Origin of the sequence: Bradyrhizobium sp. SZCCHNR1093, from assembly GCF_032381175.1 — a bacterium.
Classification (GTDB): Bacteria; Pseudomonadota; Alphaproteobacteria; order Rhizobiales; family Xanthobacteraceae; genus Bradyrhizobium.
Genome location: NZ_JAUHJJ010000012.1, coordinates 113,466 through 132,040 on the forward strand (window position 1 = coordinate 113,466; position 18,575 = coordinate 132,040).

The 18,575-nt window shown below is 65.6% G+C and carries 16 protein-coding genes; 8 read left to right on the top strand and 8 right to left on the bottom strand.

Going from position 1 to position 18,575, the window contains the following annotated elements; all coding sequences use genetic code 11:
- Positions 1–221 precede the first annotated feature (221 nt).
- The 5 genes from argG to QX070_RS28405 all read right to left on the bottom strand — a co-directional run bounded on the left by argG (position 222) and on the right by QX070_RS28405 (position 5,079).
- Entirely contained in the window at positions 222–1,559 is a 1,338-nt protein-coding gene (gene argG, locus QX070_RS28385; RefSeq protein ID WP_315740452.1) for an argininosuccinate synthase, read from the bottom strand.
- A 112-nt stretch (positions 1,560–1,671) separates the two neighbouring features.
- On the bottom strand, positions 1,672–2,451 hold the full coding sequence (locus QX070_RS28390; protein WP_315740453.1) for a phosphatase PAP2 family protein: 780 nt from the start codon (positions 2,449–2,451) through the stop codon (positions 1,672–1,674).
- A 46-nt stretch (positions 2,452–2,497) separates the two neighbouring features.
- Complete coding sequence (locus tag QX070_RS28395) at positions 2,498–2,983, bottom strand: hypothetical protein (RefSeq protein WP_315740454.1); 486 nt, start codon at positions 2,981–2,983, stop codon at positions 2,498–2,500.
- Positions 2,984–3,140: 157 nt separating this feature from the next.
- Complete coding sequence (gene rlmN / locus QX070_RS28400; RefSeq protein ID WP_315740455.1) at positions 3,141–4,352, bottom strand: 23S rRNA (adenine(2503)-C(2))-methyltransferase RlmN; 1,212 nt, start codon at positions 4,350–4,352, stop codon at positions 3,141–3,143.
- 115 nt (positions 4,353–4,467) lie between these two features.
- The gene (locus QX070_RS28405; RefSeq protein WP_315740456.1) at positions 4,468–5,079 is read right to left on the bottom strand and encodes an invasion associated locus B family protein; all 612 of its coding nucleotides are present in this window, start codon (positions 5,077–5,079) and stop codon (positions 4,468–4,470) included.
- Positions 5,080–5,343: 264 nt separating this feature from the next.
- On the opposite strand from QX070_RS28405, the gene QX070_RS28410 reads away from it, so the two are divergent.
- The 3 genes from QX070_RS28410 (at position 5,344) to QX070_RS28420 (ending at position 9,169) form a co-directional block, all read left to right on the top strand.
- Entirely contained in the window at positions 5,344–6,318 is a 975-nt protein-coding gene (locus QX070_RS28410) for an NADPH:quinone oxidoreductase family protein (RefSeq protein ID WP_315740457.1), read from the top strand.
- Between the two features lie 515 nt (positions 6,319–6,833).
- Positions 6,834–7,841, top strand: a complete 1,008-nt coding sequence (locus QX070_RS28415) for a hypothetical protein (RefSeq protein ID WP_315740458.1) — start codon at positions 6,834–6,836, stop codon at positions 7,839–7,841.
- Between the two features lie 149 nt (positions 7,842–7,990).
- Positions 7,991–9,169 carry a TAXI family TRAP transporter solute-binding subunit gene (locus QX070_RS28420; protein WP_315740459.1) on the top strand — a complete coding sequence of 393 codons (1,179 nt, stop codon included), beginning with the start codon at positions 7,991–7,993 and terminating at the stop codon, positions 9,167–9,169.
- 129 nt (positions 9,170–9,298) lie between these two features.
- Here the strand turns inward: QX070_RS28420 and QX070_RS28425 are convergent, their stop codons facing one another.
- Both QX070_RS28425 and QX070_RS28430 read right to left on the bottom strand, forming a co-directional pair.
- Complete coding sequence (locus QX070_RS28425; protein WP_315740460.1) at positions 9,299–9,712, bottom strand: YkvA family protein; 414 nt, start codon at positions 9,710–9,712, stop codon at positions 9,299–9,301.
- A 105-nt stretch (positions 9,713–9,817) separates the two neighbouring features.
- Complete coding sequence (locus QX070_RS28430; RefSeq protein ID WP_315740461.1) at positions 9,818–10,237, bottom strand: 4a-hydroxytetrahydrobiopterin dehydratase; 420 nt, start codon at positions 10,235–10,237, stop codon at positions 9,818–9,820.
- A 259-nt stretch (positions 10,238–10,496) separates the two neighbouring features.
- On the opposite strand from QX070_RS28430, the gene QX070_RS28435 reads away from it, so the two are divergent.
- Positions 10,497–11,843, top strand: a complete 1,347-nt coding sequence (locus tag QX070_RS28435; RefSeq protein ID WP_315740462.1) for a TAXI family TRAP transporter solute-binding subunit — start codon at positions 10,497–10,499, stop codon at positions 11,841–11,843.
- 139 nt (positions 11,844–11,982) lie between these two features.
- Complete coding sequence (locus tag QX070_RS28440) at positions 11,983–13,554, top strand: alkaline phosphatase D family protein (RefSeq protein ID WP_315740463.1); 1,572 nt, start codon at positions 11,983–11,985, stop codon at positions 13,552–13,554.
- A gap of 45 nt (positions 13,555–13,599) precedes the next feature.
- On the opposite strand, the gene QX070_RS28445 is transcribed toward QX070_RS28440, so the two are convergent.
- Positions 13,600–13,974, bottom strand: a complete 375-nt coding sequence (locus tag QX070_RS28445) for a response regulator (protein ID WP_315740464.1) — start codon at positions 13,972–13,974, stop codon at positions 13,600–13,602.
- A 168-nt stretch (positions 13,975–14,142) separates the two neighbouring features.
- On the opposite strand from QX070_RS28445, the gene QX070_RS28450 reads away from it, so the two are divergent.
- The 3 genes from QX070_RS28450 to QX070_RS28460 all read left to right on the top strand — a co-directional run bounded on the left by QX070_RS28450 (position 14,143) and on the right by QX070_RS28460 (position 18,498).
- Positions 14,143–14,904, top strand: coding sequence for a Crp/Fnr family transcriptional regulator (locus QX070_RS28450; RefSeq protein WP_315740465.1), 762 nt, complete (start codon positions 14,143–14,145; stop codon positions 14,902–14,904).
- A 396-nt stretch (positions 14,905–15,300) separates the two neighbouring features.
- Positions 15,301–17,127, top strand: a complete 1,827-nt coding sequence (gene typA, locus QX070_RS28455) for a translational GTPase TypA (protein ID WP_315740466.1) — start codon at positions 15,301–15,303, stop codon at positions 17,125–17,127.
- A gap of 126 nt (positions 17,128–17,253) precedes the next feature.
- Entirely contained in the window at positions 17,254–18,498 is a 1,245-nt protein-coding gene (locus tag QX070_RS28460; RefSeq protein ID WP_315740467.1) for an NAD(P)/FAD-dependent oxidoreductase, read from the top strand.
- The last annotated feature ends 77 nt before the right edge of the window (positions 18,499–18,575 follow it).

The window sequence follows — 18,575 nt, forward strand, 5'->3', positions numbered from 1 at the left end:
AAATGGCCGGGAGCGATCCCGGCCATTTTTGTAAGTGGCAATCCGTTTCGTCCTGTTCGGTGTCGTCCCCGCGAACGCGGGGACCCATACTCACAGGATCCAGTTTTGCGACGGCTGGAGCCGCAGCCGGCTCTCACCATGTCAGTCGGTGGATATGGGTCCCTGCGTTCGCAGGGACGACAGCGGTGGAGACGGCGCGGATTGCGCTCGACAGCTCCAACTCAGCTCTTGTCGTGGCCGAGCTGGAAGATCTCCGCGCCTTCCGATCCCGACAGCAGGCCCGTATCCGAATAGAGCTTCAGCTTGGTGCGGGTGTCGGTGATGTCGAGATTGCGCATCGTCAGCTGGCCGATGCGGTCGGCAGGCGTGAAGGCGGCGTCCTCGACCTTCTCCATGCTCAGCCGCTCCGGCTGGTAGGTCAGGTTGGGGCTCTCGGTGTTGAGGATCGAGTAGTCGTTGCCGCGGCGCAGCTCCAGGGTCACCTCACCGGTGACGGCGCGCGCTACCCAGCGCTGCGCGGTCTCGCGCAGCATCAGGGCCTGCGAATCGAACCAGCGGCCCTGATAGAGCAGGCGACCGAGGCGCATGCCGCTGATGCGGTACTGCTCGATCGTATCCTCGTTGTGGATGCCGGTGACGAGCCGCTCATAGGCGATGTGCAGCAGCGCCATGCCCGGCGCCTCGTAGATGCCGCGGCTCTTGGCCTCGATGATGCGGTTCTCGATCTGGTCGCTCATGCCGAGACCATGACGGCCGCCGATCGCGTTGGCCTCCAGGAACAGCGCCACGGGATCGCTGAAGGTCTGCCCGTTCAACGCGACCGGCTGCCCCTCCTCGAAGCGGACCACGACCGTCTCCGGCTTCACGGCGCAATCCTCGCGCCAGAACGGCACGCCCATGATCGGATTGACGATGCGGATGCCGCTGCTGAGGCTCTCGAGATCCTTGGCCTCGTGGGTGGCGCCGAGCAGATTGCTGTCCGTCGAATACGCCTTCTCGGCGCTCATCTTGTAATTGAAGCCGTTGGCGGTCAGGAACGCCGACATCTCGGCGCGGCCCCCGAGCTCGTCGATAAACTGCTGGTCGAGCCAGGGCTTGTAGATCTTGAGATTGGGATTGGTGAGCAGGCCGTAGCGGTAGAACCGCTCGATATCGTTGCCCTTGTAAGTCGAGCCGTCGCCCCAGATGTTGACGCCGTCCTCCTTCATCGCGGCGACCAGCATGGTGCCGGTGACGGCGCGGCCGAGCGGCGTGGTGTTGAAATAGGTGATGCCGCCGGTCGAGATGTGGAAGGCGCCCGACTGAATCGCGGCGATGCCCTCATGCACCAGCTGAGTGCGGCAATCCACGAGGCGCGCCTTCTCGGCCCCGAAGCCCACCGCCTTGCGCGGGATCTCGTCGTAGTCGGACTCATCGGGCTGCCCGAGATTGGCCGTGTAGGCAAAGCAGCGCGCGCCCTTCTGCTTCATCCAGAGCAGCGCGGCGCTGGTGTCGAGGCCGCCGGAAAAGGCGATGCCGACTTTCTCGCCCTTGGGCAGGCTTTTCAGGATCGTGGTCATGGGAGAGTCCAACCGTGTTTGTGGCTGCGCCGTTCAGAAATTCGGGCGCGAATAACAGATTTTGCGTTGCTGGGCACGCCTTTAATGGCGACTGAGCGTGACCGGCCCGCGCTCAGGCCGCGGGGCTGGTATCCGCCGTACGGCGGCCGAACAGCCGGCGCATCAGGCGGAAGCCCGGCCAGGCGAAGCGGGTCAGGGCGGCGTCGATGCCGGCGTCGGTGAGGCGGGTGGACGGCCAGCGGTAGATGTAGCCGTGCAGCAGCCAGATCACGATGAAGGTGACGAGGCCGGCGGCGGCGATGTCGGTGAGGAAGTGGCCGCCGAAGGCCATCCGCAACACCGAGGTGGCGAGGCCGAACAGGACAGCGGCGCCGTAGGCGACGGGCCGGATCGCCGGCGGCGTCAGCGCGGCCGGCGCCAGGGTCCAGAATGCGGTGGCACCCTCACCAGAGAAGAACGAGCAGTTGCGGCCGCAGCCGCCGCGCGGATCCCACCACGGCACGAACTGCATGTCGCCGCCGAACTCGGCCACGACAACCGGGCGCGGCCGGCCCCAATAGGATTTGAAGGTGAAATTGGTGAGCACGCCGGCCGAGAGCGACAAGGTCAGCAGCAGGAACGCCATGGTGCGGCCCTTCACCAGCAGGGGCCGGTCGGGACGGATGAGCTTCACCACCAGCGCAACGATGGACGGCAGCGCGATGCCCCAGGCGAGCCACATCGCGGCATCGCGCGCGAACGCGGCATAGCCGTCGAGCTTCAAGGGGAAGCTGCGCGTGCGCGGATCGTAGAACAGCGCGGCCAGCTTGAGATCGAGCTCGGGATAGACGCCGAACAGCACGCCGATGACGAGCGCGAGCGACAATGCGATGAAGAGGCCAGTCCGGTTCATGACGCGCGGTTTAGCGAAAGCAGGTGGCGATGGAAAGGCCGGCGGCTCAACGTGGCGATCCCGACGGCAATGGTGGCGGTGGCGGCAGACGCGGCGGCGGCTCGCGCCAGCGGCCGGCGTTGCGCCCGGCAATCAGCCAATAGACTAGTCCGCCGACGATGCCGGCGCCGGTCAGGATCTCGAGATGGCGGCGCACGATGCCTTCGAAGCGGAAGGTCTCGGGATCGAACGGGACGAGACCGAGATAGCAGGCTGCGCCGACCACCCCGCCGCCGATCGCATAAGCAACCACGCTGCGGATCGAGAACGCCTCGGTGATCAGTGAGATCAGCAGCGCCGGGATCAGCGCGAAGCCCGACACGAAGATGAAGCCGAAGCCGATGATGACCTCGAACGCGCCCTGATCGATCGGGCCGTTGCCGAGATCGGCGAACTCCGGAAACAGGATCGCGGTCACGACGATCAGCCCCGCGAGGAAGCACGCGCCGAGAAAGGCGAAAGCGATCACGAAGAGACGGCCAATCAGCGCCATGGCTTTAGACCCGTGTTACCCAAGCGAGGCCCCGCTTTCTTCGCCCGTCATGGCCCGGCTTGAGCCGGCCATCCATCATTCAGTCGATGAATTGATGGGTGGCCGGGTCAAGCCCGGGCATGACGATCTTGTTCGGAGATGCAGCCGCGATCAATCATCAATCCGTCATCGCCATCGCGCGCAGTGCCTGACGCTCCCGCGCGGACAGCTTCTCCGTCTCCGACTTCAACTGGCCGCAGGCGGCGAGGATGTCGCGGCCGCGCGGCGTGCGCACCGGCGAGGAGTAGCCGGCGTTGAAGACGTATTCGGAGAACTTCTCGATCTGCTCCCAGTCCGAGCACTCATAGGCCGAGCCGGGCCAGGGATTGAACGGGATCAAATTGATCTTGGCCGGGATGCCCTTGAGCAGCTTGACCAGCAGCCTGGCGTCATCGAGCGAATCGTTGACGCCCTTGAGCATCACATATTCGAAGGTGATGCGCCGCGCGTTGGAGGCGCCCGGGTAGTCGCGGCAGGCCTGCAGCAGCTCTTGGATCGGATATTTGCGATTCAGCGGCACCAGTTCGTTGCGCAGCTCGTCGCGCACGGCGTGCAGCGAGATCGCCAGCATCACGCCGATCTCCTCGCCGGCGCGCTTGATGTTCGGCACCACGCCCGAGGTCGACAGCGTGATCCGGCGGCGGGAGATGCCGATGCCCTCGTTGTCCGAGACGATCAGCAGCGCGTCGCGCACCGCATCGAAATTGTACAGCGGCTCGCCCATCCCCATCATGACGATGTTGGTGATCAGCCGGTTGCCGAGCGGGGTCTCGCGGTCGGCCCAGTCGTTCAACCGGTCGCGCGCCACCATGACCTGGCCCACGATCTCGCCCGCCGTGAGGTTGCGGACCAGCCGCTGCGTACCGGTATGGCAGAACGCGCAGTTCAGCGTGCAGCCGACCTGCGACGAGACGCACAAGGTGCCGCGATCGGTCTCGGGGATGTAGACGCACTCGACCTCGTGGGCCTTCTGCAGATCGTCGCCGCTCGGCAGCCGCAGCAGCCATTTGCGGGTGCCGTCGTTGGAAATCTGTTCGGCCACGACCTCGGGACGGTCGACCGTGAAACGTTCGGAAAGCGCGGTGCGCGTGTCCTTCGACACGGATGTCATCTCGTCGAACGACCTGGCGCCGCGGAAATAGATCCAGTGCCATAGTTGCTGTACCCGCATCTTCTGCTGCCGCTCGGGCACGCCGATGTCGCCGAGCCTGGCCGCCAGCTCCGCGCGCGACAGGCCGATCAGCGAAGGTTTCGCCGGCGGGACGTAGGTTTCGAGCGGAGTCTTTTCGAGGGGCGCGGAGGAATCGCGCAGCCCGGCAGTCGTTGCCATGTCGATGGGCCCAAAGTGCTGCCCGGCCGCGGCGGCCGAAGGCTTTCAGCGCGCATATATAACGATCCGGCCGGCAAATGCGACCCGCCCGGCGAGCGGTATCGGCGGCTGCCGTCTACCGGCGGCAATCCTGCGCGATGCGGTCGAGCGCCTGGGCCAGGCCCTTCATTGAGAACACGTCGGTGGTTTCCGTGCCCTTGACCGAGACGCCCTTGACCACCGCCTCGGGCGCCTTGCGCATGGCATCGACCATCCGCTCTTCCTCGGCGGCGTTCTTGATCCAGAGCCCGTCGCCCTGGGTATACATGGCGTAGGAGGCGCCGCCGACCTCCACCGCGGCGTCGGATCCGGGCTTCAGCGCATAGCCGATCATGATCGAGACCTCGTTGAAGACCTTCTCGGAGGGCCGCGTCGACACGAAGGCATAGGCAGGATCGCGCGGACGGTTGGGCGGATTGGTCTTGGAAGATGTCGGCTTGGCCAGCGCGAAGCAAACCTTCTTGCCGCCGGGCATCGCGGTATAGGCGCCCCAGCCGCCGAACTGTCCGATCAGCGTCGGTTCCGCCCCCCCGATATTCGGGACGGCTGGCTTCGGTTCCGATTTCGGTGCCGCCTTCGATTGCGGAGCGGCGGCCCTCGGCGCAGCGCTCTGTGCCGCAGCGAGGCTCGGTGCTCCGAACAGCAGCACGCTGCCGACCAGCGTTGTCAACAATCGCCCGAACAACATGATACGTTGAGTTCCCCCGCGACTTCGTTCCACCAATATTGTGACTGGAAAATGGCTCGGAATCGCTGATCCTTGGTCGCGATGGATAGCGGCTAAACGCTTCGCTTGCAAAGGCCGCAGACCTGGATTGTCCGGCGCTCCGCGTCCTCGAACCGGCGCCGCGCACATGCCGCGGCCTCATGATGATTGTGGCGCGGCGGCAAATCCGGCATGACGTTCCCAAAGCCGGACCTCCGATCCGGCACCAACGACCAAGGAGCGCCAATGAAAGCCATTCTCTGCTCGCAATTCTGCCAGCCCGACGATCTCGTCCTCACCGAGGTGCCCGATCCGGTGGCCGGTCCCGGCGAGGCTGTGATTGCGATCAAGGCGGCGGCGCTGAACTTCTTCGACATCCTGATGATCCAGGGCAAGTACCAGATCAAGCCGCCGTTCCCGTTCTCGCCGGGTGCGGAGGTCGCGGGTATCATCGAAAGCGTTGGCGATGGCGTCACCGACCTGAAGGTCGGCGACCGTGTCGTCGCCTCCTGCGGCCATAACGGCGCGCGCGAGAAGATCGCGCTGCCAGCAGCGTCGATCGTCAAGATTCCGGACAATCTCGATTTCGACCGCGCCGCCGGCATCATCATCATCTACGGCACTGCGCTGCATGCGCTGGAGGATCGGGCCAGTCCGAAGCCGGGCGAGACCTTGGCCGTGCTCGGCGCGGCCGGCGGCACCGGCCTTGCGGCGTGCGAGCTGGGCAAGCTGATGGGGTTGAAGGTCATCGCCTGTGCATCTTCGGACGAGAAGCTCGAATTCGCCAGGCAGCACGGCGCGACGCTGACGCTGAACTACGCCAAGGAGGATCTCAAGGAGGGGCTGCGGCGGCTCACCGACGGCAAGGGCGCCGACATCATCTTCGATCCCGTCGGTGGCACCTACGCCGAAGCCGCGCTGCGCTCGATCGCCTGGGAGGGCCGCTTCCTGGTGATCGGCTTCGCCGCCGGCGACATCCCGAAAATGCCGCTGAACCTCGCGCTGCTAAAGGGCTGTGATATCCGCGGCGTGTTCTGGGGCGCCTGGACCCGACTCAACCCCGCCAAGAACCGCGCCAACCTTGAAAAGCTCGTGCGGTGGACCGCAGAGGGCAAGCTGTCGTCGCATGTCGACCGCACCTTCCCGCTGGCGCAGACCGCCGATGCCTTGAAGGTGCTCGCCGGCCGCCAGGCGATGGGCAAGGTGATCCTGCACCCTTGAGGACGTGCGATGAAGGCGCCCGGGGTGCGTATCCCCGGGGTAGCCTCGCCCTGATCCGCGCAACCAAACCGAGCAGAGCCCTGCCTGCTCCGCGGACGGATTGCTCGAGCCGGCCCGAGGTCGCTGTGACGTCCTCGCGCTGCGAGGCGCCGCAAATTTGTTCTGCGGGTTGCCGCGCCGGCGTCACGGATTCGCAACCGGAAGCAGAAAATCCGAAAACGAGCGTTTCTTGGTTAACGCAACCGAGCCACATTGTGGCATGGTAAATTGTAGGGCTTGGCTGTTGTTATTTCGACGTTTCTGGATTTGGTGCGGTGCGATGTCGCACTCGCGTTGCCACAATCAGATCAAAATATTTCCAGAATCATGCCGGCTCTCGTCCACTTTTAGTCGGATTCAATTAGTCAATTAGTTGTCGGCAGTGGGGTGCCTCTGGCAATCGTGACGTGTCTCGAGCTTCTGACGGGCTTGGGACCAAAAGTATGTTGCGTGAAGTTGAGATGGGGATGAAGGCCATGGCTGAGCGGACGACGCGCGGGCGTTTCAACAACAGAACTCCTTCGGAGCCTGACTTCAGGCCTTTCCCCGATGAACTCCCTCAGGAGCGCCCACCGAACTATCGTTTCGGCCGGTCGACCCAGGACAACTATCCAAACGACGAATCGATGCCGATGTTCCTCTCTGAGTATGAGAGCGGCAATCAGATCGACAGCACGCATTTCGAGGACCAGTGGCCGGTGCGGACCCGCCGCGTGTCGGTCTCGTCCCGGATTCTTCTCGCCGTGGTGGCTGCGGCCGGCGTCGCGGTGCTCTTCGCGCTTGTCACCTCGGATGCGACGCGCGACCTGATCGCCAGTGCCAAGGCTTCCATCATCGGCGCCACGCCGGATCCTACGGCCCCGCCGCAGGCCACCAACACGCAGCTCACCGCGCGCGACATGCAGCTGAACGAGCCGGCGCGACTGCCGCCCGAGCCGCCGGCTGCTGCGGCGCCGGTGCAGACGGCAGCCGTGGCCCCGACGCGTGACGACATCGCCAACGCCTACCAGACAGCGCTGCAGAATCGTAGCGTGACGCAGCCCGCGCCGGTTGCAGCACCACCGAGCTTCGCCACGGCACCGTCCGCGCCGGCCCCGAGCGCGATGGAGCCATCCTCGATCAATTCGCCTGGCGCGGGATCGGCAATCGTTGCACCCGGCCTCGGCGCCGTGACCGCTGCTCCGCCGCCCGCGCAGGTCCGCCGGCTCGATCCCGACGAGCTCGCGGGCATCATGAAACGCGCCAAGAGCCTGCTGGCGGCGGGCGACATCCCGCCGGCGCGACTGCTGCTGGAGCGCGCCGCCGAGGCGCAAGAACCGGCCGCGGCGCTGATGCTTGCGCAGACCTACGATCCGCACGTGCTGGGAACGAAGGACATCCGCAACATCAATGCCGATCCGGCTGCGGCGCGCAACTGGTACCGCCGCGCCGCCCAGCTCGGCTCGACCGAAGCGCAGCGCAGGCTCGATCAGTTGCAGAACTGAACGCTCGTGACGGCAGCGATGCCGCCCCGTTTCATTTTTTTGTTTCACGCGTGATTTTCGAGTCCGTTCATGGGCGACGCCAGGTGAGACTTGGTGCTGCCCGCGTTCCGGCTCGTAAACATGTGCCAACCTTACATCGAGGGGGACAGATGCGACGTGTTGTTGGAGCGGCCGTAGCCGCAATGATGATGATAGCGTGCGGCTTTGCTGCCCACGCCGAGGAAGGCGAGTTCGACCCCGCCAAGGTGAGCGACAGCCTCAAGGCGATCTTCCAGTTCGGCTCGGTGCAGACCAAGCAGGCGCTGAACGCCAACACGGTGACGCTCATCACCGGCACCATCGGCGGCACCTATGTGCAGTTCGGCGCCGATCTGGCCTCGCTGCTCGATGACGGCAACAATCTGCGCGTCTTGCCGATCGTCGGCCGCGGCTCGGTCCAGAGCGTGGCCGACATCCTGTTCCTGCAGGGTGTCGATCTCGGCATCGTCCGAGCCGACACGCTCGACTATCTCGAGCGCAAGGGCTTCGCCAAGGACATCAAGCGGCAGTTCACCTACGTCACCAAGCTCTACAACGAGGAGATGCAGGTCATCGCGCCACGCGCGGTGCGCACGCTGCGTGACCTCGAAGGCCGCCGGGTCAGCGTCGACCTGCCGAATGGCGGCACCTTCGTCACGGCGCTGACGGTGTTCGAGCGGTTGGGCCTGCGCGCCAACTTCGCCTATATCGAGCAGCGCATCGCGATGGAGAAGCTGAAGCGCGGCGAGCTCGATGCCGTCATCGTGGTCGGCGGCAAGCCCTACAAGTCGGTCAGCACCTTCGTCAACGACGGGCGCTTCCATCTCGTCAACGTCGATTACGATCGACCGCTGCAGACCGACTACCTGCCGGCGACCCTGACCGCGAAGGACTATCCGAACCTGATCGCCGAGGGCGAGAAGGTCGACACGATCGCGGTGCCGGCCGTGCTCGCCGCCTATAATTGGGCGCCGAACACCGACCGCTATCGCAAGCTCGCGACCTTCGTCGATGCCTTCTTCACCAAATTCCCGGCATTCCAGAATCCGCCGTTCCATCCGAAGTGGAAGGAGGTCTCGCTGTCGGCGCCGCTGGCCGGCTGGCAGCGGCTGCCGTCCGCGAGCAAATGGCTGGAGAGCCATGCCATGGAAGGCGCACAGCGCGACCGCTTCGATGACTTCCTGAAGCAGAGCAGCGCCGGCAGGGCGATGCCGAGCGAGGCCGACCGCGAGGCGCTGTTCAAGCAGTACCAGGCCTGGGAGGCCGAGAAGACCGGCAGCGCCCGCGCCCAGGCGCGCGGCCAGCGCTGAGCTCGTAGCGTTCAACGAGGTCCCATCAGGAGAAAAGCCCCGCGAACGCGGGGCTTTTTGCTGTCGTTTGCCGTTGTGCCCTTCCGAGGCGCTGACTGCGGGAACCCGGCTTGCCGGCCCAAGCCGCCGTCAGCCGATATTCTCGCCGTCCTTCGCGACGTCAGCGTTCTTGTCTGCCGCCAGCCGCGCGAGTACGGCGCGGGCCGCGGCATGATGGTCGGGCGTGATGTTCGAGGCGACCATGCGGATGGCGGTGGCGAGCACCGCCGCGTCGTCGGTGAAGCCGAGGATGGGCAACACGTCAGGCATGAAGTCGAACGGCACGACGAAGTAGGCGATGGCGCCGAGCAGGGCGACCTGGACGTGCCGCGGTGTCTCCTTGTCGAAGGCGCAGTAATACGCCGCAAGCAGCTCCTCGGCGAACGGCAACCGCGCGACAACCGTCTTGAACTTGATCCAGAAACGGCGGCGAAGGGTCTCGCGATCCCGGGCCAGCCGCTCCGCGGGCTCGAAGCCAACGTTGTAGTCGGTCGCATCCGACATGATGTCCGATCTCCGGTTCCAGACGGCGCTGGAGGCGCGGTCCTCGCCCTCGGATGTGGTGATGGCGACGCCGGCCGCAAGGCGCGTGCCGTCGTCGCCAAGGCCTCAGCCGCGCATCGTCGCGGCGATCGCATTCATCGCCTTGGCGAGCTCGATGTCGCGCATGGTCACGCCGCCTGCGTCATGGGTCGTGAGGACCACCTCGACGGTGCGGTAGACGTTGCGCCACTCGGGATGATGGTCGTGCTTCTCGGCGACCAGCGCGACCCGGGTCATGAAGCCGAACGCTTCGTTGAAGTTCTTGAACGTGAAGGTGCGGGCGATGGCCTCGCGGCCCTCCAGCTCGGACCAGTCGGGAAGCTCCCGCAGGGCGGTGGCGCGTGCCTCCGCCGACAATCGTTGCGGCATCTCGATCTCCTCTTGTGGTGCAATCGACCGGACACGTGGCAGCGTCCGGGCGATTGCGGGGCTACCTCCGGCTGGATCGCGCCGGTGTCCGGTTGCCAAGACTAGCCGAAAACGCATCCCGATCAGAGCCTTGTCACAGGCGCCATGCCGGAGGGGCTCGGAACTGCCCCGATCCTGCGGTGGACTGGTGCGGTGGTAACCATGACGCAGATGTCACCCCGGGCGGACAAGAAATTTGCTACAGTTCAGCTCTATCGAAGGACGACGTGGCCAGACGAAGCCGCCGGTGGCGTCGCCCGGCCCTGGGACCACCGGAGGACGGAATCTGGTAGATACTCAGACCACGCCAGCGCAGCGCTCACGGATGCGCCCTGCCGTGTTCATCGTCATCGCCGGGATCCTCGCGGTCGTCGGCGCTTTGACGGGTGCCTACTATTTTGCGATGCGTCCCGTGGTGCTCAAGATCGCGGTCGGTCCGCCCAACAGCGACGACCTCAAGGTCGTCCAGGCCCTGACCCAGGCCTTTTCCCAGTCGCACGCCTCCGTCAGGCTGCGGCCGGTTCCGACCGAGGGCGCCGCCGAGAGCGCGCAGGCGCTGGCCGCCGCCAAGGTGGATCTTGCGATCGTGCGGGGTGACCTCGAGGTCCCAAAGAACGCACAGGCGGTAGCGACGCTGCGCAAGAACGTCGTCGTCCTCTGGGTGCCCTCGTCCGGCAAGGGCAAGAGCCGCAAGGGTGGCGCCAAGATCACGAAGATCTCGCAGCTCGCGGGCCACAAAGTCGGCATCATCGGCCGGACGCCGGCGAACGCGAACCTGCTGAAGGTCATCCTGCGCCAATATGGCGTCGACCCCGGCAAGGTCGAGATCGTCCAATTCCCGATCACCGAGGCCGCCGAAGCGGTCCGAAGCCAGAGGGCCGATGTCTATCTGGCGGCCGGTCCCATCAACAGCAAAATCACGGCGGATGCGATCGCCGCCGCTACCAAGGAGGGCGGCCCCCCCACCTTCCTGGCCATCGATTCCGCCGGAGCCATCGCACAGAACCATCCCGAATACGAGGCCACCGAGATTCCGGCCGGCGCGTTCGGCGGGGCGCCCGATCGCCCTGAAGATGAAGTGAAGACGATCAGCTTCAATCACCACATCGTGGCACGCAAGGGCCTCGCCGAATCGACGGTCTCGACGTTCACGCATCAGCTGTTCTCGGTGCGCCAGCAGCTGATGTCGGAATTTCCGCTTGCCGCCAAGATCGAGACGCCGGACACCGACAAGGACGCCGCGATCCCCGTCCATCCCGGCGCGGCGGCCTTCGTCGACGGCGAGGAGAAGACCTTCCTCGACCGCTACAGCGACTACATCTGGTGGAGCCTGATGGCGCTTTCGGCGATGGGCTCGGCCGGCGCGTGGTTCGCCGGCTATCTCAAGCGCGACGAACGCACCATCAACACCTCGCTGCGCGATCGTCTGCTGGAGATGATCACGATCGCGCGCAAGTGCGATTCGACCGAGGAGCTCGATCAGCTCCAGGCCGAGGCCGACGAGATCCTGCGCAACACGCTGACCTGCTTCGAGGACGGCGCGATCGAGCACGCGGCGTTGACCGCGTTCAACATCGCGCTCGAGCAGTTCCACAACGCGGTGGCCGATCGCAAGCTCATCCTGATGAGCATGCCCGCCAATCTGCAGCGCACCGGCGCGCAGTTGCGTGCCGCCGGCACCTGAGGTCTGCCACGCTCCCCTTGCGGCGGTGTCGCGCACTGCCCAAGACGCCGCGTGTAATTCCAGCGTCATCAATCTTTTCTAGGTCTGCCGGGCCGTGGCTCGCGCCTGCTCCCGCGCGCGATCCGACCAGGAGATCCGCATGACGCTTCGCATTCCTCGACCGCGCACAGCCCTGTCCCGCCGCCGCTTCCTGTCGACAGCCGCCGCAGCCGGCGTCACGACGCTGGCGATGCCCTATCTGAGCCGCGCCGCCGACCGGCCGCAGATCACGCATGGCGTGCAGTCCGGCGACGTTGGCATGGATGGCGGCGTGGTCTGGGCGCGTGCCGACCGGCCGTCGCAGATGCTGGTCGAGGTGGCGACCACCGAGTCGTTCAAGGACGCGCGTACGCTGCCTCCGGTCGCCGCACTTCCGGAAAGCGACTTCACGGCCAAGATGCTGATCGACGGTCTGCCCAGCGGCCAGGACATCTTCTACCGCGTCAAGTTTCGCGACCTTTCGCATGTCGCGGTCGAAAGCGAGGCCGCGCTTGGCCGCTTCCGCACCGCGCCCGGCAACAAGCGCGACGTCTCGTTCGTCTGGGGCGGCGACGTGGCGGGGCAGGGCTGGGGCATCAATCCCGACGATGGCGGCATGTTCACCTTCTCGACGATGAAGAAGCACCGCCCGGACTTCTTCCTGCATTCCGGCGACACCATCTATGCCGATGGCCCGATCAAGTCCGAGGTGAAGCTGCCGGACAACAAGGTGTGGAAGAACCTCACCGTGGAAGAGAAGGCGAAGGTCGCCGAAACGCTCGACGAGTTCCGTGCCGCTCACAAATACAATTTCCTCGACGAGAACGTCCGCGCCTTCAATGCCGAGGTGCCGATCTTCGTGCAGTGGGACGATCATGAGGTCACCAACAACTGGTCGGCCTCCAAGGAGCTGCCGGCCAGCTACAAGGAGCGCAACATCCAGCTGCTCGCGGCCCGCGCGGCGCGCGCCTTCCACGAGATGTATCCGATGCGCGAGAGCATCATCGAGCCGGGCCGAGTCTATCGCACCATCAACTATGGCCCGCATCTCGACGTGTTCGTGCTCGACGAGCGCAGCTACCGCGGCGCCAACGGTCCCAATCTCGAGGACAAATATGGTCCGGCGTCCTACTTCATCGGGCCGGAGCAGATGCGCTGGCTGAAGCAGGCGCTGCTCAATTCGCGCGCGACCTGGAAGGTGATCGCCTCCGACATGCCGCTCAGCATCATCGTCTATGACGACGCGGCCAACAAGAAGGGCTCGGAAGCGGTTGCCCAAGGGGACGGCCCGGCGCGCGGCCGCGAGCTCGAGATTGCCGAGATCCTGCGCTTCATCAAGACGGCGCCGATCCAGAACACGGTGTGGCTGACGGCGGACGTGCACTACGCGGCCGCGCACTATTACGATCCGAACAAGGCGCAGTTTCAGGACTTCGAGCCGTTCTGGGAGTTCGTCTCCGGTCCGCTGCATGCCGGCACGTTCGGTCCGAACGAGCTCGACAACACCTTCGGCCCCGAGGTGCGCTTCATCAAGGCGCCGGGCCTCGATAAGCAGAACCTGCCGCCATCGGCCGGCATGCAGTTCTTCGGCCACGTCAAGATCGAGGGCGCCACGGGCCAGATGACCGTGACCCTGCGCGATCGCGCCGACGTCGCGCTGTGGTCGACCACGCTCGATCCGAAGCTCGGCTGAGGTCTCGTTGTTCGGCGGCAAGACGATCGCGTGCTGCGACGGCAACTAGTCGCGTCGGCGCAGCACCGCCTCCAGCGCGTCGGTCGGGCAAGGCTTCGGCAGCCGTGGCCGGTCGGCGAACGCGGCCGGCACGCGGTCGGCGCCATAGCCGGTGGAGAAGGCGAAGGGAATGCCGAGCGCCGTTAGCCGCTCGGCAATCGCAAAGCTCTTTTCGCGGACCAGGCCGACATCGAGCAATGCGAATTGCGGGGCGCGCTCCGCGATCATGGCGAGCGCGGTCGCGACGTCGGCTGCGATCCTGATGTCGGGAACGCCGAGGTCGGTGATCGTGTCTTCCAATCCGAGCGCAATGATAGGGTCGTCTTCGACGACCAGCACATGTTGATAAAGCTCGGGCACGCTTGATTGCGAGCTGGTCATGGGATCTGCGGGTTCCAGGATGAGGGATGGGCGCCGCAGCCGGCGTCTCCTCTTGAGTGCGCTGGCGGGTTCCTGGAACCAAGGCAGCATATCAGAGTTCCTGTGTCGGTGCACTTGTGAACACAAGGAGCACGAATCACGCACATGCGTTGCGCGCGGGGGATGACGATGCTGAGCCAGGGTGTGACCACGCTGAACCGGGAACGGCCCCACAACAACCTGCTGCTGCGGCTGAGTCCGGCCGACTACGCGCTGATCTCGCCGTATCTGGTGGAGGACGAGGCAACGCCGAACGATCTGCTCTACAATCCCGGGGACGATGTGCAGATCGTGCATTTTCCCTGTGGGCCGGCGCTCACGTCCTATCTCGTCCCCAATGAGGACGGCCGCGACGTCGAGACCATCCTGGTCGGCCGCGAGGGCGCCGTCGGCGGCATCGTCAGCGAGGGCTTCCTGCCGGCCTATACGCGGATCGTCGTCAAGTTCGGCGGCCCGTTTGCACGGCTGCCACTGTCCCGCCTAGCGGCCGCCAAGCTGCAATCCAAGACGCTCCGCAACGTGTTCGCGCGCTACGCCGATTGCATGCTGGCACAGATGTTCCAGTCGACCGCCTGCAACGCGATTCATTCGATCGAGCAGCGGACGGCGAAGTGGATCGTGGCCGCGATGGACCGCACCGACGGCGAGCCGATCGTGCCGCTGACGCATGAGCAGCTGGCGACGCTGCTCGGCGTCGGCCGCAGCTATGTCAGCCGGGTCGTCCAGACCTTCCGAGCCGAGGGCATTCTCGAAACCCGCCGCGGCGCCTTCATGGTGCGCGACTTCGACGCGCTGAAGCGCCGCTCCTGCCTGTGCAACGAAGCCGTGAAGACCCATTTCGAGGAGGTCCTGCGCGGCGTCTATCCGACCGAGCAGGCCGCGACGGGCTGAGCCCGCAGGCGTTTTTTACTTTCCGCGCATAGACGCAGCCGACGGCTGTCAGCGCTGGTCCTCGTGGGATCGCCGGTCGGAGTGGTTGGTCTCGTCTTCTACCGCGCCGCCCGGAAGCGTGCGGTCGCGGAGGCGTTAGCCAGCCGCTCGGAAACCGCTCCTCGTTCCTGAAAGCAGTCATTGTTTTTTGGCATTTTCTGCCTATATTGCGCCGCAACGCGTGAGGTCTGCCCGGTCGATTGGCCGGGCTTCCTATTTGGGGCTGCCGGCCCCTGCCGCCGAACGAGTTTCGCGAGCGCGCGTCGTAAAGCTAACAGCTTGATTCGACTATAACAAAGCGCGCGCCCCGCCGGGGACAGAGCACGGGCTCTTGAGAAAGCTTAGAAGACACCGACCATGAATCTTCGCAACATCGCCATCATCGCCCACGTCGACCACGGCAAAACCACCCTGGTTGACCGTCTCCTGCAGCAGTCGGGTACCTTCCGCGAGAACCAGAAGGTTGCCGAGCGCGCCATGGACTCGAATGACCTGGAGCGCGAGCGCGGCATCACCATCCTGGCCAAGGCCGCCTCGGTGCAGTGGAAGGACACCCGCATCAACATCGTCGACACCCCCGGCCACGCCGATTTCGGCGGCGAGGTCGAGCGCATCCTGAACATGGTGGACGGCGCCCTGGTGCTGGTCGACGCCGCCGAGGGCCCGCTGCCGCAGACCAAGTTCGTGGTCTCCAAGGCGCTCAAGGTCGGCCTCAAGCCGATCGTCGTCATCAACAAGGTCGACCGTCCCGACGCCCGTCCGACCGAGGTCATCAACGAGGTGTTCGACCTGTTCGCCGCACTCGACGCGTCCGAGGAGCAGCTCGACTTCCCGATCCTGTACGGGTCGGCCAAGCAGGGTTGGATGGCCGAGAGCCCGGAAGGTCCGAAGGACGCCGGGATGCAGCCGCTGTTCGACCTGGTGCTGCGCCATGTGCCGGCGCCGTCGGTCGAAGAGGGGCCGTTCCGCATGATCGGCACCATCTTGGAGGCCAACAACTTCCTGGGGCGCATCATCACCGGCCGCATCACCTCGGGCAGCATCAAGCCCAACCAGGCCGTGAAGGTGCTGAACGCCGAGGGCAAGGTCGTCGAGCAGGGCCGTATTTCCAAAATTCTCGCGTTCCGCGGCATCGAGCGCGTGCCGCTCGACGAGGCCGAGGCCGGTGACATCGTCGCCATCGCAGGCCTGACCAAGGGCACCGTCGCCGACACGTTCTGCGATCCCTCGGTCGAGACTCCGCTCCCGGCGCAGCCGATAGACCCGCCAACCGTGTCGATGTCCTTCATCGTCAACAACTCGCCGCTGGCGGGCACCGAAGGCGACAAGGTCACGAGCCGCATGATTCGCGACCGCCTGCTGCGCGAGGCCGAGGGCAATGTCGCGCTGCGCGTGGTCGAATCCGCCGACAAGGACGCCATGGAAGTGTCGGGCCGTGGCGAATTGCAGCTCGCGATCCTGATCGAGACCATGCGCCGCGAAGGCTTCGAGCTGTCGGTGTCGCGTCCGCGCGTGGTGCTGCAGAAGGACGAGGCCACCGGCGCGTGGCTGGAGCCGATCGAGGAGGTCGTGATCGACGTCGACGAGGAGCATTCCGGCGTCGTCGTGCAGAAGATGAGCGAGCGCAAGTCCGAGATGATCGAGATGCGCCCGTCCGGCGGCAACCGCCTGCGGCTGGTGTTCTACGCGCCGACCCGCGGCCTGATCGGCTATCAGGGCGAGCTGCTGACGGACACCCGCGGTACCGCGATCATGAACCGCCTGTTCCACGGTTATGCCCCGTTCAAGGGCGAGATCGCCGGCCGCCGCAACGGCGTCCTGATCTCCAACGACCAGGGCGAGGCGGTGGCCTACGCGATGTTCAAGCTGGAGGACCGCGGCCCGATGATGATCGAGCCGGGCTGGAAGGTCTATCGCGGCATGATCGTCGGCGAGCACACCCGCGACAACGATCTCGAGATCAACGTGCTGAAGGGCAAGCAGCTCACCAACATCCGCACCACGTCGAAGGACGAGGCGGTCCGTTTGACGCCGCCGATCCGGATGACGCTGGAGAAGGCGCTGGCCTATATCGAGGACGACGAGCTGGTCGAGGTTACGCCGAAGTCGATCCGCCTGCGCAAGAAGCATCTCGATCCGAACGAGCGCAAGCGCGCCGAGAAACAGAAGGAAGCGGTGGCGTAATTTCCGCCCTCCATCCTCAAATGCGTCATGGCCGGGCTTGTCCCGGCCATCCACGTTTTGCGGCTTGCGAGGACGACGTGGATGCCCGGCACAAGGCCGGGCATGACGACGGAGTTGGATGAGCCAATGTCTTTCCCATCCTCCATCGACATCGCCATCATCGGCGCGGGTGCCGCGGGCCTCGGCGCCGCACATGCGCTGCAGGACAAGGGCGTCTCGTTCATCGTCCTGGAGGCCCTCGACCGCATCGGCGGCCGTGCTCACACCATCATGGCTTCGCCTGATGTCACCTTCGATCTCGGCTGCGGCTGGCTGCATTCGGCTGATCGCAACTCCTTCGTCGGCATCGCCGAGCGGCTTGCTTTCACGATCGACACCAGCCGGCCGCCCTGGCGCGACCAGGCCTATGACGCGGCATTTCCGCGCCACGAGCGCGAGGAGTTCTTGCGGGCGCTGGAGGCGTTCTTCACGCGCACCGCAGAGGCCGCCAAGAGTGGCCGCGATGCCCCGGCGAGCATCTGCCTGGAGCCCGGCAATCGCTGGAACGGCATGATCGATGCGATCTGCACCTATCTCAACGGCTGCGAGCTCGACCAGATGTCGCTGCTCGACTTCGAAGCCTATGAGGACACCGAGCTGAACTGGCGCGTTCGCCACGGCTATGGCGCGCTGGTCGCCGCCTATGGCGGGGGCCTGCCGATCGCCTTGAACTGCAACGTGACCCTGATCGATCACGGCGACAGGCGCATTCGCTTGACGACCTCGCGGGGCACGGTGACGGCCGACAAGGTCATCGTGACCGTGCCGACCAGTCTCATCGTCGACGAAGCGCTCCGCTTTTCGCCGGCCCTGCCGAGCAAGGTCGAAGCCGCCGCTGGCCTGCCGCTCGGTCTCGACAACAAGGTGACGCTGGCGCTCGACGGCTGGGAGCACCTGCCGAGGGATTCGGGCATGCGCGGCCGAAGCCACACCGCGCGGGTCGGCAGCTTCCAGCTGCGCCCGTTCGGCCAGCCCTGCATCGAAGGTTTTTATGGCGGCAGCTTCGCTCGCGAGATCGAAGTGGCGGGCGAGGGGGCCTTGGCGGCGCAGGCGATCGACGACATCGCGGCCCTGCTCGGCAACGACATCCGCAAGAGCCTCCGTCCGCTCGCCGAGTCCCGCTGGGGCGCCGACCCGTTCGCGCGCGGCGCCTATTCGCATGCACTGCCCGGACATGCCGACAAGCGCGCCGTGCTGGCCGCGCCGGTTGATGATCGGCTGTTCTTCGCCGGCGAGGCGACGCCCGTGGATTTCTTCTCGACCGCCCATGGCGCGCGCGACAGCGGCGAGCGCGCGGCGCGGGAAGCTCTGGCGTCAGTAACCAGGCGCTAGCACATCCACCGTCGTTGCGAGCACAGCGAGGCACTCCAGACTGTCACCGCGGTGGGATTTCTGGATCGCTTTCGCTG